This is a genomic window from Rhizobium sp. 01N447_2 (assembly GCF_056399245.1).
This window is the reverse complement of record NZ_JBFTQY010000018.1, coordinates 175,844-196,352: the sequence shown is the minus strand read 5'-3', so window position 1 is coordinate 196,352 and position 20,509 is coordinate 175,844. Positions and strand designations below refer to the sequence as shown.

The window sequence follows — 20,509 nt, the reverse complement described above, 5'->3', positions numbered from 1 at the left end:
CCGTCATTCCTCGCTGCCTGTGTTTTCCCATTCAGGGGGTACGCAAGACCCATCCCCTGAGTAGTACGCAGGAATGCTGCATCTGGTTTCATGTCGGATGAAGGATTAGCGTCGCATTGCTGCGCGTCTTCGACCGAGCTCGGCATTGCGGGACAATCGGCACTGCAATCCGACAGCCGGTGCTACCAGCGCAGGAGGCGGGGCCCGAGGAGGGCGCCGATTGCACCGGTCAAGAGGATGCCGAGCGAATACCAGAGGGTGACGAAGGGCAGGCCGTTTTCGGTGCAAAACCAGGAATAGACCCAGGCGCCGGATGCGCCGGCGGCAATGCCGGCGATGAAGCCTGTGATGCCGAGGTTGCTCGGCGCGCCGCCACGGAGAACCCAGGTATTTGCAATCAGGATCGGCATGGCAAATGCAAAGATCAGCAGCGGGCAATGCAGGGCGGAGGAGCCGAGCACCAGCACGGGATAACTTGCGGCCGGCGACAAAGCGAGCTGGATGACCGCCATGACCGCGAGAGCGAGTATGATGGCCGCGGCAATTCCGAAAAAGCGGCCTTCCGAGCCATCCGGCCGGGACAGGCGGTAAACGGCTGCGAAGGCGGCGATTGCGAGCAGGGCATTGTAGGCGGACTTGATCCAGAAGACCGGCAGCATTAGAGCCTGCGCCATATCGGTGCGAAGGCCGACGACGATAATCATCAGCAGCAGCGAGACTGCCAGAGCAGGCAGGATGGCGAGCGCGAAGCGGCGTTCGAGCGCACGTCTCGGCACCGGCTTCAGATCCCGGACAAGGCTGTCGATCACGTCCTCAGTCTCTCTCACATTCCACCTCGCAATCTTGCCGCCAGCGCCTTGATGCCCCTGTGAACGCCGACCTTGACCGCCGATTCCGACTGTCCGGTGCGGCTTGCCGTATCGGCAACCGACTGCCCCTCGAGCTTGACCTGCCGGATCAACTCCTGCTGGTGCTGCGGCAGGCCGTTCAACAGCCGTTCGACATCCATGCGCGCTGCAATCGCATCCTCCCTGAAGTCGTCTTCGATCTCCTCGTCCAGTTCTATTTCCGCCTTGTACCGGCTGCCATGCTTTCGGTGGTGGTCGATCAGCTTGTATCGGGCAATCGAGAAGAACCACGCAGTGAACGGCCGCTCCCTGTCATAGGTCGCCCGGCGCGAATGCAGCGCCAGCAACGTCTCCTGCACGAGATCTTCCGTGTCGGATTTCGCCGTCGCGCCGATCCGCCCGCCGTAATAACCGACGAGCAGGGTTCGCAACGTCACGAGCAGACGCCGATAGGCAGCCTCGTCCCCGTCGAGGGAAAGAAGCATCAGCATCTTCAGTGCTTGTTCCGAATGGGTGCTCGTCATGTCGTCTGCAATATCATTCGGGTGGATGACGCTTTGGTTACAGGCGGGTTCAAAAATCTTCCGGCGGCAATTCAAAGTGTACAGCGTCCTTTGCGCGTCTCGAAAAGACGCGCGGCGCTGTAGCGCTATCACATAAGCGTGAGGCTGTAACCGTCTTCGCAAGGGGATCGAATTCAGGACTGTGAGCCGTCGGCGGGTGCCGGCGGACATGTCAATCGATCCGAGGAGACCCTCATGACCAAGATCCTTTCCAGCCTTGCCGCCTGCACCTTCGTCATCGGCCTGTCGCTTGCCGGCGCCGCCAGCGCCCAGAGCAGCGATGCCATGAAGAAAGACAGCATGAAGACCGACACGATGTCGAAGGACGCCATGTCCAAGGATGCAATGTCGAAGGACGCAATGGCGACCGGCAGCACCAAAGCCGACTGCATGCACAATGCCGGCATGGAGAAGGACACGATGAAGAAGGACACGATGATGAAGGCCTGCGACGCGATGAAGTAAGTTTAGCCGCGGCCGCTGAAACTTTATCGTCGGCGGCCGCGTCTTTTCTCGCGAAGACCTTTCACGCCGATCCGGAGGAACTACAATGGCCACGACCGATGCCGGCATGGCGAGCGGACGCACGCTCTTCTACCGCCATGGCCTACTGGTGCGCCTGTCGCACTGGGTGAACGTGCTGTGCATGACGGTGCTGCTGTATAGCGGCCTGCAGATATTCAACGCCCATCCGGCGCTCTATTGGGGCCAGTATGGCGCCGACGACGATCCGTCCTTCATTTCCATGGAGGCGGAGCAGGAAGGCGATTCGCTGAAGGGCGTGATGCACTTGGGCGGATTGAGCTTTGACACGACGGGCGTTCTCGGGGTTTCGAATGTCGACGGCGAGGCTGCGGTGCGCGGTTTTCCAAACTGGCTGACCTTGCCGAGCTACCAGGATCTGGCATCGGGCCGGCGCTGGCATTTCTTCTTTGCCTGGCTGTTCGTCATCAACGGCTTCATCTATCTCGCTTATGGTTTTGTCAGCCGGCATTTCCGCCGCGATCTGCTGCCGGCGGCCGAAGAGCTGAAGCCTTCGCATCTCGGCCATGAGATCGTCAATCATGCCCGGCTGCGCTTTCCCAAAGGGCCTGAGGCCCGCCACTATAATACGCTGCAGAAACTCGCCTATGTCGCCGTGATCTTCGTGCTGCTGCCGCTGATGATCGGGACAGGGCTTACCATGTCGCCGGGCTTCAACGCGGTTGCGCCCTGGCTGCTCGATCTGTTCGGCGGCCGGCAATCGGCCCGCACGCTGCATTTCCTGACCGCCTTCTCGCTCGTCGCCTTCGTCGCCGTGCATGTGGCGATGGTGCTGGTTTCGGGCGTGTTCAACAATCTGCGCTCGATGGTCACCGGTTATTACGACATCGGGCAGGGAGGAAAGTCATGAGCCGTATCATTACCAGACGTCGCTTCCTGATCGGCGCGACCATGACGGCATCGGCGCTGGGGCTTGCCGGCTGCGATGCCCTCGTCGAAAACGATCGAACGAAATCGGTGCTGAAGATCGCCGAAGGCTTCAGCATGAAGACGCAGCGCTTCCTGCTCGGCGACGACGCGCTCGCCCGCGAATTCACGGAAGCCGATATCTCGCCGACCTTCCGGGCCAACGGCACGAGCATGCCGGATAATGCCCGCTATATCGACTGGATGAACCAGCGGTTTTCAAGCTGGAAGCTCGAGGTCGGCGGGTTGGTCGACAGGCCGATGCAGCTGTCGCTGGCGGATCTGAAAGCCCTGCCGGCCCGCACGCAGATCACGAGGCATGACTGCGTCGAAGGCTGGAGCGCGATCGGCAAATGGACTGGCGTGCCGCTCGGAGCGCTGCTGCAAGCGGCCGGTCTGAAACCCGAAGCCCGCTACATTGTTTTCCACTGCGCCGACGAATACGAAAAGACGCTCGACGGCAGCGGCTGGTATTATGAGAGCATTGATCTGATCGATGCGTTCCACCCCCAGACGATCCTTGCCCATACCATGAACGGCCGCGATCTCGAAGTCGCCCATGGTGCGCCGCTCCGGCTCCGAGTCGAACGCCAGCTCGGCTACAAGCAGGCAAAGTACCTGACCGGCATCGAAGCCGTCGCCGATCTCGGCCAGCTTTACGGCGGCAATGGCGGCTTCTGGGAGGATCGCGGTTATGAGTGGTATGCGGGCATATAGGCAGTGTTCTCCGACCGACATGCCGACCTTGACCTTTTCCTCGTGCCGGATTCCACGGCCGGAGGTCGTCGTGGTCGAGGGTGCGAAAATCCCGCTGCTCCCTCTCAGGCAGAGAGACCGATCGTGATGGTGGCGGACAGCACGCCGCCATCGAGCTTTTCGAAATCGAACATGTGATCGGCCGCATCCTCTGGAATGATACCGTCTTCGTCGTTGCGCGTATCGCGGGCAGGGCGCCCGAGATAATCAGGATGCTCGCCATAGATGATGTCGCTCAGCGCATCGTCGAAATAGATCTGGCTGACGAGAAGCTCCTTGCCGTCGACAAGGATGCGGCAATGAACATGCGGCGTGCGGCCCTTGTACCATCCGGGATAGGCCGTCAGGAAGCTTGCCTGCCCCTTGGCATCCGTCAGCTGGCGGCCGCGGAAGGCAAGACCGCTGATCGCCTCGACATCGCCGAAGGTACACATCTCCGCAGCCTCGCGGCCGGAATAGATGCCGCGGTGATCGGTATGCCAGATTTCGATATCGGCATTTTCGATCGGCCGGCAATCGGCGGCATGGACGATCCTAATGGCCAACCGCAAAGGCAGCCCGGCCTTTCCTTCCGAAACGTCCTGACGGGCCGGGACATTGTTGACATGACAGGGGCCAAGGGTCTGGGCGACGGTGACGACGCAGTTCGGACGGCTGCGGAAGAGCGGCTCGGGCAGCTTTTCCAAGGCGATCGACTTTGTGCCGCCGTTTACGAAATCGGTTCCCCTCCAGTCGAATGTCCGGGCGGCAACAGTGATATGCCGCCGTGGCCAGATTGCCGCCGCAGCCACGAATGATGCGACAATGGCCGTACCTCCAAGCACAAGGGTCCGTCTTTTCATCTATTTCCTTTCCTGAAGACGCAGGATTTAAGGAGGATGCGCAGGAAACTCCAATTAAATCCAGGCAATGATCGATGGCAACGCGATCATCGGCGTCAGATGTCTGCCGAGACAGTAGGCTGCGGTCCCGAAGCGGCGATTCCGTCCGGCGCATTGACGAGAAAGCGTATTCTGCCGATGCTAGCACACGGACGGGTTGCTCTAAGCCGTCCACTGGGATTCGTCGCGAAAATGCAGGGTAACGCTTTGAATTGTTGTGCAATTCTTTGAAACGACTCCAGATTTGAATTATGCAGAAGGTATCCGAAATTCGTTGCTGAGCCGGGGCAGAGGCACATGGAACCAACCCACTTATTCGAGCTCGTCATCGCGATGTTTCTGGCGATCATCGCGCTGCACTATGCCGCCCACCGGCTCGGACTGCCGCCGTCCGTCGCGCTGCTGACTGGGGGCGCCTTGCTGGCCTTTGTACCGGGGTTGCCGGCGATATCAGTCGATCCGGAGCTGGTGCTCGTCATCTTCCTGCCGCCGTTGTTGATGGACGGCGCCTGGTCCATTGCTGTGGCGCGGTTGCGGCGGCATGTGATCGGCATCGCCTCGCTTGCCGTCGGCGCGGTGTTCTTCACCTGCGCGGTCGTCGCCGTCGTCGCCCATCTGATCTTTCCATCGATTCCCTGGGCAGCTTGCGCAGCCCTTGGCGCGATCGTTGCGCCGCCGGATGCGGTTGCGGCGCGTGCCGTGCTGCAGCGCGTCAGGCTGCCGCGGCGGCTTCAGATTCTGCTGGAAGGCGAGAGCCTCCTCAACGATGCGAGCGGCCTGGTGCTCTTCCGTTTCGCCGTTGCCGCTGCCGCAACGGGCGCCTTCAGCGCGGCGGAGGCGGGCGGCAGTTTCCTCGTGCTGGCGCTCGGCGGCGCCGTCGTCGGCATCGTCGTGGGAACGGCGTGGTTCAAGCTCGTCCGGCTCCTCGGCGACGAATATCTCATCATCGCAGCCTCGGTGCTGCTCGGCTGGATTGCCTATCTCGCCGGAGAGCAACTGCATGTTTCCGGCGTCATCGCCACCGTGACCGCGGGTCTGATCATGAGTTGGCACCAGCACACCGTGCTATCCGCCGCGATGCGCATGCGCGGCACCTCGTTCTGGACGGTGATGATCTTCCTGATGGAGGCGGCGGTCTTCATCCTGATCGGACTGTCGCTTCGCGATGTCGTCGAACGCGGCGGGGGCTTTACCACCGTTATCGCGACGATGGGGCTGCCGATGCTGGCGATCCTCATCGCGCTCGTTCTGGCGCGTTTTGCCTGGGTCTTCGCCTGCGATTTCGTCGTCAGGTTCTGTGCCGCCATGGGGTTTGCGCGCGCCCGGCCGCTCGGCGTCGGCGGCGCTGCGGTTCTCAGCTGGGCGGGCGTGCGCGGCGTGGTGACGCTCGCTTTGGCACTGAGCTTGCCCGAGGGATTCCCGGGCCGCGACTTCATTCTCGTCACGTCCTTCGCCGTGATCCTCGGCACCGTGCTCATCCAGGGCACGACATTGGGGCGGGTGATCGCCTGGGCGCGGCTGGTGGAGCCGGAGTCGGAACGGGCGCGGCTGACGATGAGCCAGGCCGAAGCCGCCATGGCGCAGGCACAGGTTGGGGTCGTCCAGAACCTGGCCTACGACGCGGAGGGAAAACTCATCCACCCGCAATTGCTGGAGCGTTACCAGCGCCGCGCCACGTCGATCATCGACTACGCCGAGAAAACCGAGCAATACATGCCGGTGCTCCATGCGCATTTCGACGTCATTCTCGAAGCGGTTGCCATCGGGCGTCGGGAACTCATACGCCTCCATCGCGCTGGCGAGATCGACGACGAGACGCTGCTGGAGCTGGAACGGGATCTCGATCTCGAGGAACTGAGCGCGATCTCGGCGAAGGCGTGAGGTTCAGCGCCTCGCGTCTTCGGCTTCAACGCATTGCGATATGAGGCTGAAACAAGCGCGGTCCGGACGCCGTCGCCGGGTGGCGTCCTGCTCTAAATGGCGATCTGTTCGCCGAGTTCGACGACGCGGTTGGATGGCAGGTTGAAGTAATCGGAAGGATCAATCGCCAAGCCTTCCAGCGCCATGAATATGCGCTCCTGCCAGGCGGGCAGCCCGGTGTTCGGCGTCCTGACGAGGTTCCGGCGGCCGAGATAGAAGGAAGTCCTCATGATCTCGAACTTGAAGCCGCCCTCCCGGCAGAGAGCCAATGCCCTGGTGACGTCGGGGTCATCCATGAAGCCGAAGGTGATATCGAGGCGCACGAAACGCGGCGAGAGCTGGCTGATCTTGATGCGTCTGATATCGGGGACATAAGGTTCGTCCTCCGTCCAGACGGTCAGGATGACGTTCTGTTCGTGGAGCACGTGGTTGTGCTTGAGATTGTGAAGTAGCACGTTCGGCGTCCGGTCCGGAACGCTGGTCAGGAAGACTGCCGTTCCAGGAACGGTGACGGGGGAATGGTCCGACTTTCGCTCGATCGACCTGATGAAGGAATCGAGCGGGATCTCGTTGTTGGCCCGCAGTCTCTTCAGATAGGCCTGGCCTCGGGTCCATGTCCACATCAGGATCATGATCGCCAGCGCAAGGGCGACCGGAACCCAGCCGCCATCGTAGATCTTCAGCAGATTGGCCGCCAGGAACATGACTTCGATGGTAAAGAGCGGCAGCAGCCAGGCGGCGGCGTGCACGAGGGAGTAACCCCAGACGACCCGAAGGAACTGGAAGACCAGCATCGTCGAGATGACCATGGTTCCCGTCACTGAGATGCCGTAGGCCGTTGCCAGCGACTCGGAGTCGCCGAAGGAAAAGATCAGCATCAGCACGCCGACCAGCAGGAGAAGATTGACGGCCGGCACATAGATCTGGCCGGTGTTGGTCTCCGACGTGAACTTGATCCTGAGCCTCGGCAGGAAGCCGAGGTGAACCGCCGAGCGGGACAGCGAAAATGCGCCTGTTATCACCGCCTGGCTGGCGATGATCGTTGCCATCGTCGCCAGGAGAACCATCGGCGGCAAGGCCCAGTCGGGATACATCAGAAAGAACGGGTTTCCGGCCGTTTCGGGATGGGCGAGAACCAGCGAGCCTTGCCCGAGGTAGTTCAGCAACAATGCGGGAAAGACGAGCACGAACCACGCCATCTGGATCGGGCGGCGTCCGAAATGCCCGAGATCGGCATAGAGCGCCTCAGCACCTGTCACCGTCAGAAAAACGGCGCCGAGCACGATGAGGCCGACGCTGCCGGCATGGGTGAGGAATAGGAATGCGTTGGCGGGATTGAGTGCGGCCAGGATCCTCCAGTCGTCGCCGATATGGATCAGGCCGCCCGCCGCCATGGCCAGAAACCACAACACCGTGATCGGCCCGAAAAGCTTGGAAACGGCGGCCGTTCCCCTCGACTGGACGGCAAAGAGAACGATCATGATCGCCGCCGACGCAAGCGGGACATATTCGGCAAAGGCGGGCGTGATCAATTTCAGGCCTTCGAGCGCCGACATGACCGACAAGGCAGGCGTGATCATCGCATCGCCGATGAAGAGGGCGGCGCCGATCAKGCCGGCGAAGAAGAGCACCGGCACGTTTCGCCCCATCTTCTTCATCAGGAGGGCGAGGAGCGACAGCGCGCCGCCTTCGCCGTCATTGTCCGCCCTGAGAAGGAAGAGCACATATTTGAAGGTCACGATGATGGTCAGCGTCCAGACCATCAGCGAAATGAGACCGATGACCTCGGGTTCGTGTATGCCATCGGCGGCAAAGGGCCTCAGCGCCTCGCGGAAGGCATAGAGCGGGCTGGTGCCGATATCGCCATAGACGACGCCGATCGCGCCGATGACCAATCCGACAAAGCCCTTCCGACCGACGCCATCCCCCGTCTTATCCATATGCGTCGACGTCATAGTTCCCCGCTCATGCCATTTGCCTATGAACACAAACATATGCCGCATTGCAGAACGGCAAGCAAATTGATGCGGGTGCGAATTTTTTATATGGGGCGGAGGCGGATGCGGGATGGGGAGGGTGGCCATGTGATCCGTTCGACGTCGTCAATTCACATCCCCTTGTGATTGCGCTGTTGCATGGTAATAAGGATGCATGACCTGTGTCCTGAACCTTTCGAGCTTCTATTGCACGCTGCTCCCATAGAGCGGCGCAAGGTCATATTCCTGACACTCGAAACGCCGCACGGTCGGCGGCACGTGTGTCAACAAATGGTCTCCGGCCTCATCGGCTCAAATGGAGACCCTCGTGACACTATCCTCTCAGCCCACCGGACCCAGCCGACTTTCTTCGCACTCTGAGCGAGCGCGGCTTCCTGCATCAATGCACCGACTTGGAAGCACTGGACAGCTGGCCTTGTTCAGGAGCCGGCACGGCCTATAACGGCTTCGATCTCACCGCCGACAGCTTGCATGTCGGCCATCTCATTCCGATCATGATGCTGCGGTGGTTCCAGAAGACGGGTAACAAACCCATCGCTTTGCTCGGCGGTGCGACAAGCCGCCTGGGCGATCCGAGCTTCCGCGACACGTCGCGTCCTTTTCTCAGCCAAGAGCAGATCATGAAAAACCTGATCGGCATCCGGCGGGTCTTCGAGCGCTTCCTCGCTTTCGGGGACGGCCCGACCGATGCTGTCATGGTCAATAATGCCGACTGGTTGGGCGGGCTCAACTATCTCGATTTCCTGCGCGATATCGGACCGCATTTTTCAGTCAACCGGATGCTGACATCGAAGAGCGTGCGCCAACGGTTGGAACGAGAGCAATCGCTGTCATTGCTGGAATTCAACTATATGGTCATGCAGGCTTACGACTTTCATGTTCTCGCAGAAAGCCGCGGATGCCTGCTTCAACTGGGTGGCTCCGACCAGTGGGGCAATATCGTCAGCGGCGTAGAATTTGGGCGACGGATTGGCGGGCGAGCGCTGTTTGGATTGACTGCCCCGCTGCTGACGACGTCGTCGGGTGCGAAGATGGGCAAGAGCGTTTTGGGCGCGGTTTGGCTGAACGCCGATCGGTTGTCGCCTTATGAGTTCTGGCAATTCTGGAGAAATGCGGGGGATGCCGATGTGGGTCGTTTTCTCAGGCTGTTCACTGAGTTGCCCTTAAGTGAAATCGCACGCCTCGACGTGCTTCGGGATTCCGAGATCAACGAAGCGAAAAAGATCCTTGCCGAGCAGATCACGAGCCTATGCCACTGGGCAGATGCGGCAGCGCAAGCTTCCGAAACCTCCCGGCGCACTTTCGAAGCAGGCGAGGTGCCGGCTGGTCTGCCGACAATCAGTCTCCCGAATAGCCTTCGCGGTGATTTTCCGCTGGTCGACGCCATGGTCGTTGCCGGGCTCGCCAAGTCGAAAAGCGAAGCACGGCGATTGATCGTCGGCGGCGGGGTTCGGGTGAACGGCGGCAGCGTGAACGATGAGGCAATGCGGCTTGGCGACTCCGACGTCCAGGACGGCGTGATCCGGCTATCAGTCGGTAAGAAGAGACACGTCCTCCTTCAGCCGGTCTAGCGTGGTGTGTTCAATTCGGGGAGCGGGCAAACTCGACCACCTGTCGCGCTCCCCATTGATACAAGCTTGATGTGGCAGTGTGCGGCGGCGCCCCCTTTCACCCGGACGACCACGAACCGCCTGTTCAAGTCGCTCCAGGCTGTTTCACCACTTCGTAGCGAGCCCGGCTCAGGCTGACCAGGCTCGCTATTGCCGCGCAGCCACCCGCAGTGACGACCGCAAATTCGAGCGCGCTCGACAACGGCAATGTTGCGAAGATGATCGACATGCAGATCCCGCCCAGGGTTTGGCCGAGAAGCCGCGCGGTGCCTTGTATGGCGCCCGCGGCGCCGCTTCTGGCTTTCGGTGCCGACAGAAGGAGAATTCGGTTGTTCGGCGTCTGGAACAGTCCGAAACCGAGGCCGGCGATCACAGTGCCGACGAGAAACGCGATACCTCTCGGGTCGGGCGGGATGAATCCGACCACCAGGAGACCCAGGGCGAGCAGCGCGCCGCCGATGGCGCAAAGCCATGCCGTCTTGACGCGGTTTGCCAAACGTCCCGAAATGGGCGCGATGATCGCGGTCGCGGCAGGCCAGGGCACCATGTATAGACCGGCCAGAACCGGCGTCATGTGCAACGTGTGTTGAAGGTAAAAGGGTAGCGCGATGTAGCTCAGCATCTGGCCGCAGAAGCACGATATCGAGGCGATGACCGCCACGCGGAATGCCGGTGCCGCCAGCAGATCCGTGGGAATGATCGGTGCGTCACTGTTCCGTTCGAGGCGCAGCAGGACGAAAAGGCAGGCGAGCGAGGCGGCAATGAGGACGGCACCGCTTATCGGTGCGATCGCTATCCGGTCGGCGCCGCAGAAGAAAAGGATGAACATCAGCGTGTTGGCCAGCATCGCCTTCGCGTTCAGCTTTCGCTTCGCGCCCTGAATTTGTCCGAGCAGACCGCCGCCGAGCAGAACGATGGCGCCGAGTGGTATATTGACCGCAAAGAGCCAAGGCCAGGTGGTGACGGAAAGGATGGCGCCGGCAATGCCGGGGCCGGCAGCGGAAGAAATGGCGATGACCATGGCATTGATGCCGATGATCGGACCTAGCATATGCTGCGGCACGGCCGAGCGCAGGTTCATCATGGCAAGCGCCATGATCGCGCCACCTCCCAAGCCCTGCGCGAAACGAGCAAGGATCAGTAAGGGAAGGTCACCCGCAAAGGCGCAGGCCGCGGAAGCCGCGGTGAACAGCGCGACGCCGATCAGGAAGACCCGCCGCGCGCCGTAGATTTCACCCAGCGCACCACATGGAAGAATGGCGACGAGCACGGCCAGCTGATAGGCCGAGACGACCCATACGGTGCTACCCGCCTCCGCCTGCAGCGAGACCGCGATCGAGGGTAAGGCGACATTGGCAATTGCTCCGTCCAAAACGACAAGAACAAGCGTAAGAAGCAACATGGCAATAGCCAGGTACCGTCGAGGTGACGTCAGGCCGTCTTGAGAAACTGGTGCGGTGTAGGTGAGGGACATGAGAACTCCTCGATGTTTGTTGGACGGTCGATTACTTAGGCTTTGCTGATTACCCGCGCCAGACGCAACAAAATCAATTGACCGTTGCGTCTTGCGCCATGCCTGAATAGAATTGAGCCATGTCTGATCTCGATCTCAACCTCTTGGTGGCACTGGATGCGTTGCTGCGCGAGCAGAGCGTATCGGCCGCCGCTCGTCGGCTTGGCCTCAGCACGTCCGCCATGAGCCGGACGCTGTCACGGTTGAGGACCGCGCTAGGTGATCCGATCCTTGTGCCGGCCGGGCGCGGCATGGTTGCGACGCCCCATGCCCTGGCGATTGGCGCCGAGGTACATTTGTTGAAAGAAGCCGTGCAAGCCGTGCTTAGTCCGCCGTCGACCGTGGAGATCCGGGAGGTGCGCCGCCATTTCACGATCCGTGCCAATGAGGCATTCGTGCTTCTCTACGCCGCGGGTCTGAGCGCCGCTGTGACGAACGCTGCGCCGGGGATAAGGCTTCGCTTTGCGCCGAGATCGGACAAGGACGTTCAAGCTTTGAGGGACGCAGCCATAGATTTGGACATCGGTGTCCTCCCGCGTGACAGCGGGGAACTGCGTTGCCAAACCCTTTTCGAGGATCGGTATGTCGGTCTCGCAAGGGTAGGGCACCCGATCTTCGATGCAGATCGGATAACGGCGGAGCGCTATGCCACCTCGGGCCACGTGCTCTTCTCGATGCAAGCGGATTTTGCCGGTCCGATCGACAGGGCGCTCGCCGAATTGGGCCATTTCCGTGATGTCAGGCTGATCGTGCCGAGCTTTCCGGCGGTGATGGCAGTTGCGGCGGCATCCGATTTGATCGGCTCGATTCCGAAGTCATATTGCAAGTCCGCCGCGACAAGCCATATCGAAACCTTTGACCTGCCCGTGGACGTGCCGGGTTTCAACATCGTGCAGGCGTGGCACCCCCGCATGGACGCAGATCCCGTGCATCGTTGGCTGAGGGCGCTGATTTTTGAGACGTTCCACTCAATGAACTGAGTGCGTGGCCCGCCAAAGCAAGCGCTTCGTTCCCGTTCCGCAGACGTGATTGGCGATGTTGTTCGGTGCAGCCTCCCGCTGATGCAGGGAGCGAGAATTGCTGCTCGGCAGCGCCGAATGAACGGCTGCCAACCACTGTGAAATTACCGACCGCTGCGTCATGCTGACAGGGGCTGTCAGCAAAGGTGGTCGATAATCCCGAGACCGCGGGTGTCCGAGCCAGTCGCCTCGTCGGAATGTCCAGCTATGCCGTCGGATGCCTGGGCTTCAATCCCGCCCCAATCGGAGCAGAGTCCCCGAGATGAAGCCGCACCACCGTATTTTCTTCATTCAGTTTGCCGTGGCCCTTTCCCTGGGGGCGTTTGCTTCGCGGCTGCCCGACCTTCAGCTCAAGTTCAGCCTGACGGAAGGGGGGCTTGGCCTTCTGCTCGCCGTCATGTCCTCCGGGGTTCTCTGCGGGTTGACGTTCTCGGTGAGGTTCATCGAGAGGCTCGGTGCGCGCACCACCGCTTTCGTCACCGTCTTCGGTGCGTCGCTGTTTTTCGCGCTGATCCCCTGGATGCCTTCAGCTCTTCTGGCGGTGCCATTGTTCTTCGTTGCCGGCGTTTTCACCGGAGCATTCGAGATCAACGCCAATATCGAAACCGATCGCCATGAGGCGCTGCTCGGGTACCGCATCATGAGCCGGGCTCACGGCATGTGGAGCCTCGGCTTCTGCATTACCGCCCTTGTTGCCGCCGGCATGCGGCAGGCTGCCGTCTCCATCGAACTGCATAGCTTCATCACCCTCGTCACCGTGTTGATTGCCGGGTCGATCGTTTTCTCCGGGATCGAGAATGCGCCCCGGCGGCAGGACGCTCACCCCGGAGATACGCCGATCATCGCTTTTCCCACGATCGGACTGCTCCCCCTTTGCCTTGTCGCCGCAGCTCCGCTTCTTGCCGAAGGCGCAAGCGTCGATTGGTCGGCGATCTATATGCGGGACGTATTCGCGGTTGAACCCTTCGTCGGCGGGCTCAGCGTGACCATTTTCTCCTCGTTCATCGCCATCGGGCGGCTCGGCATGGACCCTGTCATCGACCGCTTCAATCCGCGGCCGGTCGCAATCACTCTCCTTGGGATCGCGGCCATCGGTCTCGTCATGGTTGCGACGGCGACACACCCGGTTGTCGCGCTCGCAGGCTTTGGCCTGACAGGTATCGGCTGCTCTTCAGTCTATCCGCTTGCCATCTCGGCTGCGGCCCGACGCACGGATCGGCCCGCACCGATCAATGTTGCGGCTCTGGCGCAGACGACGTTTCTCGTGTTTTTCGCAGGGCCGCCGCTGCTCGGTTTCGTTGCCGAACATTTCGGCATCCGCTTTTCGTACTGGGTGGTCGTCCCGGTTATCGGTGCCGCACTCCTGGTCACCAAGGCGCTTGCCGCTGCTTCCGCGCCGGTCACAGGGCCGCCCGAACCGGTGCAACCGTAGGGTTGAGACGCTGCCCCGCCCGTCGGCGATCCCAAGGTGGTACATGTTGGAAACCGGCAGGCGCGACCACGGCCTTTGCTGGTGAATGGAGCGAGGCGCAATGTATTGCCCGTCGCGTCGAAGTATTACAAATGATCTCCGGAAATATAGCTCGTATAGGTGACGAGCCAAGGTCATGCGCATCCGTCAACTCTGGACGAATGGTCTTGTCGTTCAAGCACTTGCGGGCGCGGTCGATCTCCTCAGAATGAAACTGGTTTGGATGGTGAAATTCCAGCCTTTCGTGCTTGCAAAACATATGTTTGCGGGTTTATCGATCGTCGCCTTCCGCCGCAAAGGGAGGCTTGCCTACGGAGTTCCGCGCCTCGCTTCGGACAAATTTCTGCCGCCAAAATGCCAGTATTAGTTGTTTCTAAATCACGCCATAATTCGCATCTACGTTGCCGCGCCTGTTTTATTCTTCGCCACATTTCGGAATTTCAACATTATACAAACAATGGTGGGTAACTATGAAGGTTATTCTCGTCATCGTCCTCACGGCGCTTGCCGTGCCCTGTGAGGCGGACATGCTCGGCACGGCGTCCCGATACAAAAGCATGCATGAACGCTCCATCTCCTTCCTCAGCATCAATCCGCGCAGGGTATCGTGGTGCGGGGCGTTCCTGGCCTTTGTCGCCAAGCGATCTTCGCGACAGCCGCCGCCCAACCCCAACATGGCGGCGTCCTGGAGGAAGTTCGGCCAACCGGTCGGCGTCCGCTCCGCCAGGCGAGGGGATGTCGTGGTGATCCGCACCGGCAGGCGCTTTCATGTGAGCCTGTTCGATCACATCGACCCGCGCCGACAGTACGTCTACCTGTTCGGCGGCAACCAATCCAACCGGGTCCAGCTGTCCAGATATCGCGCCAGTTCGGTCGTCGCGGTGCGACGATGATGCCAGGAACGTGAGCAGGCATCGCTTCTGAAAAAGGCGAAGTATCGCTCCTTGAAAATCTCTTGTCTGCAAAAGATAATTGAATTCAATATCTTGTCGTTGACAGAGAGGTTTTTAAGGGGCAACTTTTATAAAAGAGGCAGGCAGTTTTTGCCGCTGATGTTTCGGGTTTTCCCGGAAAAAGTTTGGCTTCTTGAAAATCGTTCCAACCTCGACGGCTGCTGCCGGCAAGTGGGCTTCAGGTCCTGCGGGCCCTGACGTGGAGGAAGATCGGCGCGATACGGGTATCGGCAACCATTGGCTCGGCAAGCGCGACCTCGACTGACGCCACGGGCTCGCCGAAAGCTTCGATCGTCAGTCCCGCTTCGACGATCATCGACACCCAGGTCGACAGCGTCCGGTGAAAACGCGGAATGGCGAACGGCGTCAGCGTCGCCCGTTCCGCTTGCGGTATGGAGGAGAAGATCCAGCGATCAATCCGGCCGTCGCGTTCGTCGAAATAATCGGCGATCTCAACCGCGATAGGCTCGCCGGCCTCATTGCGGATATTGCGGCGCGTCGGCGGCACGAAACAGGGATGCAGGATCGAAAACTGCAGGAAGCCGCCCGGCTTCAGGACGCGGTGGATGCCCTTCAGCACGCCGCGCTGGTCGGCCATGTCCATCATCGACATGAAGGCGGTGACGAAATCGAAGCTCGCCTCCGGGAAATCGATGCTCTGGCCGTCGCCGAGCACATAGTCGATGCCGAGCGGCGCTTCTGCCTCGGTCTCGCGGGCATAGCGAATGAAGGTCGGGGCGATGTCGAGACCGGTCATGCGGGCGCCGAGGCGRGCGACGGCACGGGTATTGGAGCCTTCACCGCAACCGAGGTCGAGCCCGGCAAGGCCTGCGATCGGCGGCAGCATGTCAAGAAAGGCCGGCGTGTTCAGCGCGTCGCGATATTTGTCATAGCCGGCGCGGCTATAGATCGTCCAGGTCTCGGCATTGCTCTCCCAATGGGCGGCGACATCATTGGCGTTCATGGCTCTCCTCCTTGCGCGATCGGAACGGGCGGGGAGCTATAAGCGGAGCGTGTGGCAATGGGAAGACAGGCTGCCCCCTCGACCGAGAAGAGAAAACCGTAGCCTTGCTTGGCGACGTGTGAATAGTCGATGCGCAGCATGCGTCACTGCGTCAGGGAATGGATCCTGTCGTAGCGGACCGTGTACTAGTCGGCCGTGCCTTCGCCATAGACCGTCGTCGCGTTCGGCGGAGGTGGTGATGCTGTCTGCCGCGGGTCGTGCCTGATGGCCGGTCATCTGGAAATTGCCGATCGTCGCGTTGCTCGGCAGGCTGGTTGATGCCGGATGATCGCTTAGAGATGCCGGGGTACCTTCGCCTTCAGCAGCTGAACGAGCGCGGGGTCCATGAAATCGTAGTCATCGGGAATATGAAGGCATATCAATCGCTTGTCCTTGAGAGCTGACCGGTACTTGCCCTGGACCTTCGTGCGGTGAGCTTTCTCCATGACGAAGACGATATCAGCCCATTCGATCAGTTCTGTCGATAGCGGATTTTCGGCATCGTTGTTGGTGCCTGCCGAGGAGACTTCGATATCAGGCCAGCTTGCGAAGACCTGTTCGGCCGTCGGGCTGCGAAGCTTGTTCTGACTGCAGACGAACAGGACGTTTTTCACGTTTCGATCTCTCTTGGAGTGAGCGAGGCCGGCGATAGCACAATTCCGTGTCCGGGCGAACCAAGGGAGTTGATGCGTCATCCCAGGCGCACACTCTTGAACGCAGCGATGATGCTTTGTGCGGCGCGTTGCGCCTCATCTGATGTTGTCTGGAAATTGGTGACGGAAAGGCGGAGCACGTCGCGGCTGCGCCATTTGGCGCCGCCGGCGAAGATCATGCCGTCCGCCTGGATCTTTTCAATCGTCTTTCGCGTCAGCGTGTCGCCTTCTTCGGAGGGCAGGTCGGCTCCGAGGCGGATGACGAGCTGGTTCAGCGCCACCTCGTTCAGAATGGCAATGCCGGGCTCGCGTGCAAGCAGGTCGGCCACCAACCGCGCTGAGGCGCAGCACTGGTCGATGAGGGTGGCGATGCCGTCGCGGCCGAGGTGTTTCAGCATCGCCCAAGTGGCAAAGCCGCGCGCTCTTCTCGAAAGCTCGGGCACGTAATGGGAGGGATCGCGTTCGCCTTGACCGGCGAGCGGCAGATAGCTCGCGGCGATCGTCATGGCGCGGCGATGGGCGAGCTCGTTGCGGACGATCGCATAGCCGCAATCATAGGGCGCTTGCAGCCACTTGTGGCCGTCGGTCGCCCAGCTGTCGGCCGCTTCGATGCCGCGGCTGAGGTGGCTGGTTTTCGCTGAAGCCTGCGCCCAGAGGCCAAAGGCACCATCAACATGCACCCAGGCGCCTTTCGCCTTCAGCGGCGGGATGATCTTGCCAAAGTCGTCGAAAGCGCCGGTATTGATTTGCCCAGCTTGAAGAACGGCGATCAAGGGACCGGCGACGGAATCGAGCGCCCCCAAGAATGCCGTCGGGTCGATCCGGCCGGTCGCGTCGGTGGGCACCCGCAGCACGCGATCATGCCCGAGGCCGAGGAACTGAAGCGCGGAGAAGACGGTGGTGTGGGCGTCGTCGCCGATTAGCACGGTAATCTCAGGCGCACTGAACAGGCCCTTTGCATCGGCATCCCAGCCCACCTGGCGCAGCACCTCGCCGCGTGCGGCGGCAAGGCAGGTGAAGTTCGCCACCGTCGCTCCCGTGACGAAGCCGACCGAGCTTTCGGCCGGCAGCTTCAGGAGATCGAGAAGCCATCTCGCCGCGACGGTCTCGACGGCGGCCGCGGCCGGGGCGACGACATGGTTTCCGGCATTCTGGCCCCAGGCGCTGGTGAGAAAATCGGCGGCGACGCCGACCGGATGGGAGCCGCCGATGACCCAGCCGAAAAAGCGCGGCCCTGTGGTCGCATGCAACCCGGGTTCGGCGCCGTCCGAGAGACGCCTGATGACATCAAGCATATCGGTACCGGCCGCCGGCAGCGGCTCGTCGAAACAGGCAAACGAGGCTGCGTAGTCGTGGGTGGGCATATGGCGGGCGGGCGCCGCCTGCCGGAACACCGCGGCAAGGCGGGCGGCTTCCTGAAACAGAGATGCGATTGCCGACATGCGGCCCCCCCCTGCCGCCGCCGATCCTGAAGGGGCCGCCCTCAAAAGCAGGCTGCTGGCGCCATACAATCTAGCCCATATCGCCGACGTTGTCTTCGCCCGGGAGATCCGGGCCGGGGTCTGGTGGCTCTTCCTCGTTCTTGCCCAGACTTCAAGACAAATTGAGCATCGGGGAGAGACTTCCTAAATATATACAATAATTACCTTATCCCGTTCTGTGCATTTTTGAAATTTCGTGGCTCTTGTTGAAAATGATTGCCTTCTCTTCAAGTATCGTTCAATGATGCGGAAATATCATTTGCACCATTGTCAAGTTGGTGCTGCCAATCAGCGAGGGATATGCACTGAAATATTTCCTTCTCTACGCGCTGACGTGCACGTTGGTCGGGATAGTTCTTCTCTTCATCATCCGTGAAGTTGTACCGTTCACGATCGACAAGCCAACCGATCAATCGGTGGTCGGATCAACTGATGAGCCAGTTGCCGTACCAACCGAGCAATCAGCCGGACCAATCGGGGAGCCGGTGCCCGCGGCAACCGGCGAGCCGGCGCTTAGGCCAACAACCGATCAGTCCGCCGTCCAGCCAGCCGACCCCTTGGTCGTTCGATCCACCGGCCAGCCGGTCGACGGGCCAGCCCGTGAACCGGCGGTCGGGCCAACCGGCGAACCGGCTGCGAGGCCGGCCGATCAATCGGTGGTCGGTCCGAGCGGTGAACCGGTCGTCCGGAAGGGCGGCCGGCTGGGGAGTCCGGCGCAGTGATCGGCGCTTGAGATGATGGATTTCTATTCGATCTCATAACTCCGAGCATATGCTGAAGGACGAAGCTTGCTGACACCGGTTGACGGCTGGGCCATCTGTATTGACAGTACCTCTCATCTTGCAGGAGGTCCCGATGGATGGAAGCGGCACGACGATCAGACATATCCAGGCGGACGAAGTGGAGGCTTTCCGGCGCATCCGTCTGGAAGCGCTTCGCACCGAACCGTCCCTCTTTGCAAGCCGTTATGAAGACTGGGAGGTTCTCTCTCTCGAGGAGTGGCGCAATCGCTTGAACGAGCCGGTTTTCATCGCCTTTCAGGATGGCGAACCCGTTGGCATAGCGGGCCTGCTTCGGCAGCGGTCGAGCAAGATGGCCCATCGCGCGACGATCATCATGGTTTATGTCAGAAGGAACCTGCGCGGAACGGGCCTTGCGGGCAAGCTGCTCAGCGCGGTGGCCGATCACGCGCGCGATATCGGCATACTGCAGCTTGAACTCTTCGTCAGCGCGGAGAACCCGGCGGCAATACGCTTCTATCAGCGGGAAGGCTTCTCCGAGATCGGTCGGATTCCCGGCGGGGTTCTGGAAGAGGGCAGGGAGATCGACGACGTCATGATGGCTCGCCGTCTGGTTGGTTAACTCTCACCGAATATCAGCCCATATCCGTTCGTCTGACCTATTGACCTCAAGCGGGGTTGGGGTTGCAGGATGCCGGCATGGGCTGGAGGTTTGGCCGTGACGAAAATTCTGAAAGACCAGGATCTGGTCGGCAGCGTGCTGATAGTGGTCGCGATCGATGCGCTCGAGACCGCTTTTCTCGCGAGAGCCGGCAACCGGCTGATCTCTCCGCCCCGGCATCATGTCTCGTTTCCCGATCGAGGCGATCTCGTCTTCACCGTCGGCGGCGTCCTCGGCGACAAACCGCTCGCGGGTTTTCGGGTCTATGAAACATTCGACGGGGCGGAGCATTCGCAGATCGTCGCGGTGTGGTCGGCTGACAATGCGAAGCTCAAGGGCATTGTTCTCGGAGAGCGTCTCGGCAACCTCAGAACCGGTGCGATCGGAGGAGTCGCGATCCGACACCTTAGTGCGCCGGATGCCAGGACCGTCGGGATCGTCGGCAGCGGAGCCCAAGCGCGAACCCAGCTTGCCGCGGCTGCCGCCGTTCGGAAACTGGACCGCGCCCGCGTCTATAGCCGCGACGAGAAAAATCGCGCCGCCTTTGCAGCCGAGATGCAGCAGGCCCTGGGTATTGAGGTGGAGCCTGCCGGCAGCGCCTCTGAAGCCGTTGATGGTGCCGACATCGTCATCTGCGCGACGACGAGCCGAATGCCCGTCATCCATGCGCGGGATTTGAAACCCGGGGTGCACGTCAACACCGTCGGCCCGAAAACGCGTGCGGAATACGAACTCGGCCTGGATATCGCCGATGTCGCAGCCGTGATCGCAACGGACTCTCCCGAACAGACGCGCGCCTATGCTTTGCCCTTTTTCCTCGCCGGCTCCGGCAATGAGCACCGCATGGCCGACCTTGCAGATATCATTGCCGGGAAAGCGGCGGGGCGAGGATCGTCTGGCGATACGACCTTGTTTTGCTCCGTCGGCCTGGCTGGAACCGAAGTCGTTGTCGCCTCGGCAATCCTCGACATGCTGTGAGCCTGTTTCCCTT

At 61.0% G+C, this 20,509-nt stretch carries 19 protein-coding genes and 1 pseudogene; 12 read left to right on the top strand and 8 right to left on the bottom strand.

Annotated elements, in window-relative coordinates:
* Window positions 1-182 precede the first annotated feature (182 nt).
* Window positions 183-827 (bottom strand): NrsF family protein, encoded by a 645-nt coding sequence (locus AC1ECN_RS15750; RefSeq protein WP_130672786.1) that lies wholly within the window; start codon window positions 825-827, stop codon window positions 183-185.
* The gene (locus AC1ECN_RS15745) at window positions 824-1,372 is read right to left on the bottom strand and encodes a sigma-70 family RNA polymerase sigma factor (protein ID WP_130664777.1); all 549 of its coding nucleotides are present in this window, start codon (window positions 1,370-1,372) and stop codon (window positions 824-826) included. The genes AC1ECN_RS15750 and AC1ECN_RS15745 overlap by 4 nt, the downstream gene beginning before the upstream one ends.
* Window positions 1,373-1,606: 234 nt before the next feature.
* On the opposite strand from AC1ECN_RS15745, the gene AC1ECN_RS15740 reads away from it, so the two are divergent.
* From AC1ECN_RS15740 to AC1ECN_RS15730, 3 genes are all read left to right on the top strand, one after another.
* Window positions 1,607-1,876, top strand: a complete 270-nt coding sequence (locus AC1ECN_RS15740; protein ID WP_018485766.1) for a pentapeptide MXKDX repeat protein — start codon at window positions 1,607-1,609, stop codon at window positions 1,874-1,876.
* Between the two features lie 85 nt (window positions 1,877-1,961).
* Window positions 1,962-2,804: a cytochrome b/b6 domain-containing protein gene (locus AC1ECN_RS15735; RefSeq protein WP_130672785.1), complete on the top strand. Its 843-nt coding sequence runs from the start codon at window positions 1,962-1,964 to the stop codon at window positions 2,802-2,804.
* Window positions 2,801-3,577: a molybdopterin-binding protein gene (locus AC1ECN_RS15730; protein WP_130672784.1), complete on the top strand. Its 777-nt coding sequence runs from the start codon at window positions 2,801-2,803 to the stop codon at window positions 3,575-3,577. The genes AC1ECN_RS15735 and AC1ECN_RS15730 overlap by 4 nt, the downstream gene beginning before the upstream one ends.
* Before the next feature lie 104 nt (window positions 3,578-3,681).
* Here AC1ECN_RS15730 and AC1ECN_RS15725 read toward each other — a convergent pair whose 3' ends face one another.
* Window positions 3,682-4,458 (bottom strand): dioxygenase family protein, encoded by a 777-nt coding sequence (locus AC1ECN_RS15725; protein WP_130672783.1) that lies wholly within the window; start codon window positions 4,456-4,458, stop codon window positions 3,682-3,684.
* Between the two features lie 336 nt (window positions 4,459-4,794).
* Between AC1ECN_RS15725 and AC1ECN_RS15720 the strand changes: the two genes are divergently transcribed.
* Window positions 4,795-6,378, top strand: coding sequence for a Na+/H+ antiporter (locus tag AC1ECN_RS15720; RefSeq protein ID WP_018074404.1), 1,584 nt, complete (start codon window positions 4,795-4,797; stop codon window positions 6,376-6,378).
* A 92-nt stretch (window positions 6,379-6,470) separates the two neighbouring features.
* Here AC1ECN_RS15720 and AC1ECN_RS15715 read toward each other — a convergent pair whose 3' ends face one another.
* Complete coding sequence (locus tag AC1ECN_RS15715; protein WP_477953483.1) at window positions 6,471-8,372, bottom strand: potassium transporter Kup; 1,902 nt, start codon at window positions 8,370-8,372, stop codon at window positions 6,471-6,473.
* 349 nt (window positions 8,373-8,721) lie between these two features.
* On the opposite strand from AC1ECN_RS15715, the pseudogene tyrS reads away from it, so the two are divergent.
* Window positions 8,722-9,985 (top strand): annotated as a pseudogene (gene tyrS, locus AC1ECN_RS15710) (tyrosine--tRNA ligase).
* A 124-nt stretch (window positions 9,986-10,109) separates the two neighbouring features.
* Here tyrS and AC1ECN_RS15705 read toward each other — a convergent pair.
* Window positions 10,110-11,426, bottom strand: a complete 1,317-nt coding sequence (locus AC1ECN_RS15705; protein WP_130672782.1) for an MFS transporter — start codon at window positions 11,424-11,426, stop codon at window positions 10,110-10,112.
* 191 nt (window positions 11,427-11,617) lie between these two features.
* Between AC1ECN_RS15705 and AC1ECN_RS15700 the strand changes: the two genes are divergently transcribed.
* From AC1ECN_RS15700 to AC1ECN_RS15685, 4 genes are all read left to right on the top strand, one after another.
* A complete protein-coding gene (locus tag AC1ECN_RS15700; protein ID WP_130672781.1) occupies window positions 11,618-12,517 on the top strand; it encodes a LysR family transcriptional regulator in 900 nt (299 codons plus the stop codon).
* A gap of 301 nt (window positions 12,518-12,818) precedes the next feature.
* Entirely contained in the window at window positions 12,819-13,988 is a 1,170-nt protein-coding gene (locus AC1ECN_RS15695; RefSeq protein ID WP_130672780.1) for an MFS transporter, read from the top strand.
* 175 nt (window positions 13,989-14,163) lie between these two features.
* Entirely contained in the window at window positions 14,164-14,394 is a 231-nt protein-coding gene (locus AC1ECN_RS15690; protein ID WP_130672779.1) for a hypothetical protein, read from the top strand.
* Window positions 14,395-14,497: 103 nt separating this feature from the next.
* A complete protein-coding gene (locus AC1ECN_RS15685) occupies window positions 14,498-14,920 on the top strand; it encodes a TIGR02594 family protein (protein ID WP_018074411.1) in 423 nt (140 codons plus the stop codon).
* 238 nt (window positions 14,921-15,158) lie between these two features.
* Here the strand turns inward: AC1ECN_RS15685 and AC1ECN_RS15680 are convergent, their stop codons facing one another.
* From AC1ECN_RS15680 to AC1ECN_RS15670, 3 genes are all read right to left on the bottom strand, one after another.
* Window positions 15,159-15,944: a class I SAM-dependent methyltransferase gene (locus AC1ECN_RS15680; RefSeq protein WP_130672778.1), complete on the bottom strand. Its 786-nt coding sequence runs from the start codon at window positions 15,942-15,944 to the stop codon at window positions 15,159-15,161.
* A gap of 332 nt (window positions 15,945-16,276) precedes the next feature.
* Entirely contained in the window at window positions 16,277-16,597 is a 321-nt protein-coding gene (locus AC1ECN_RS15675) for a low molecular weight protein tyrosine phosphatase family protein (protein ID WP_024322426.1), read from the bottom strand.
* A gap of 77 nt (window positions 16,598-16,674) precedes the next feature.
* Window positions 16,675-18,078: a pyridoxal phosphate-dependent decarboxylase family protein gene (locus AC1ECN_RS15670; RefSeq protein WP_477953479.1), complete on the bottom strand. Its 1,404-nt coding sequence runs from the start codon at window positions 18,076-18,078 to the stop codon at window positions 16,675-16,677.
* Between the two features lie 314 nt (window positions 18,079-18,392).
* On the opposite strand from AC1ECN_RS15670, the gene AC1ECN_RS15665 reads away from it, so the two are divergent.
* The 3 genes from AC1ECN_RS15665 to AC1ECN_RS15655 all read left to right on the top strand — a co-directional run bounded on the left by AC1ECN_RS15665 (window position 18,393) and on the right by AC1ECN_RS15655 (window position 20,496).
* Window positions 18,393-18,839: a hypothetical protein gene (locus AC1ECN_RS15665; RefSeq protein WP_130672776.1), complete on the top strand. Its 447-nt coding sequence runs from the start codon at window positions 18,393-18,395 to the stop codon at window positions 18,837-18,839.
* Window positions 18,840-18,972: 133 nt separating this feature from the next.
* Window positions 18,973-19,479 carry a GNAT family N-acetyltransferase gene (locus AC1ECN_RS15660; RefSeq protein WP_130672775.1) on the top strand — a complete coding sequence of 169 codons (507 nt, stop codon included), beginning with the start codon at window positions 18,973-18,975 and terminating at the stop codon, window positions 19,477-19,479.
* A gap of 96 nt (window positions 19,480-19,575) precedes the next feature.
* The gene (locus AC1ECN_RS15655) at window positions 19,576-20,496 is read left to right on the top strand and encodes an ornithine cyclodeaminase family protein (RefSeq protein WP_130672774.1); all 921 of its coding nucleotides are present in this window, start codon (window positions 19,576-19,578) and stop codon (window positions 20,494-20,496) included.
* The last annotated feature ends 13 nt before the right edge of the window (window positions 20,497-20,509 follow it).